The 375-nt window shown below is 61.3% G+C and carries 1 pseudogene; it reads left to right on the forward strand.

Going from position 1 to position 375, the window contains the following annotated elements:
* Positions 1-375 (forward strand): annotated as a pseudogene (locus tag ACXAGA_RS16475) (3D-(3,5/4)-trihydroxycyclohexane-1,2-dione acylhydrolase (decyclizing)); the annotation flags it as partial.

A 375-nucleotide genomic window follows, 5' to 3' on the forward strand; every position in this document is an offset into this window, starting at 1 on the left:
TTATCTCGATCAACATCCACGGCTATGACGGAAACAAACACGGCGCTGAACCGCTGGTGGCGGATGCCAAAATCGCGCTTCAGTTGCTGGGTGATGAACTGGGCGATTACCGCGCCGATGCCTGTGATCCTGCACAGCGCGAAGACTGGCTGCGCGCGGTCGACGCCTATTGCGCACGTCCCGATGATCAGGACGCAAAACCGACCGACGGTCAGGTGATCGGCGCGGTGCAACGCGCGACCGATGACAGCGCGATCGCGATGTGCGCTGCGGGCACCATGCCGGGCGCGTTGAAACTGCTGTGGCAACCGTCTCAGGGTGGATACCACATGGAATACGGCTATAGCTGCATGGGGTACGAGGTCGCAGGCGCAT

Source organism: Marivivens sp. ABH4_498 (assembly GCF_056160585.1).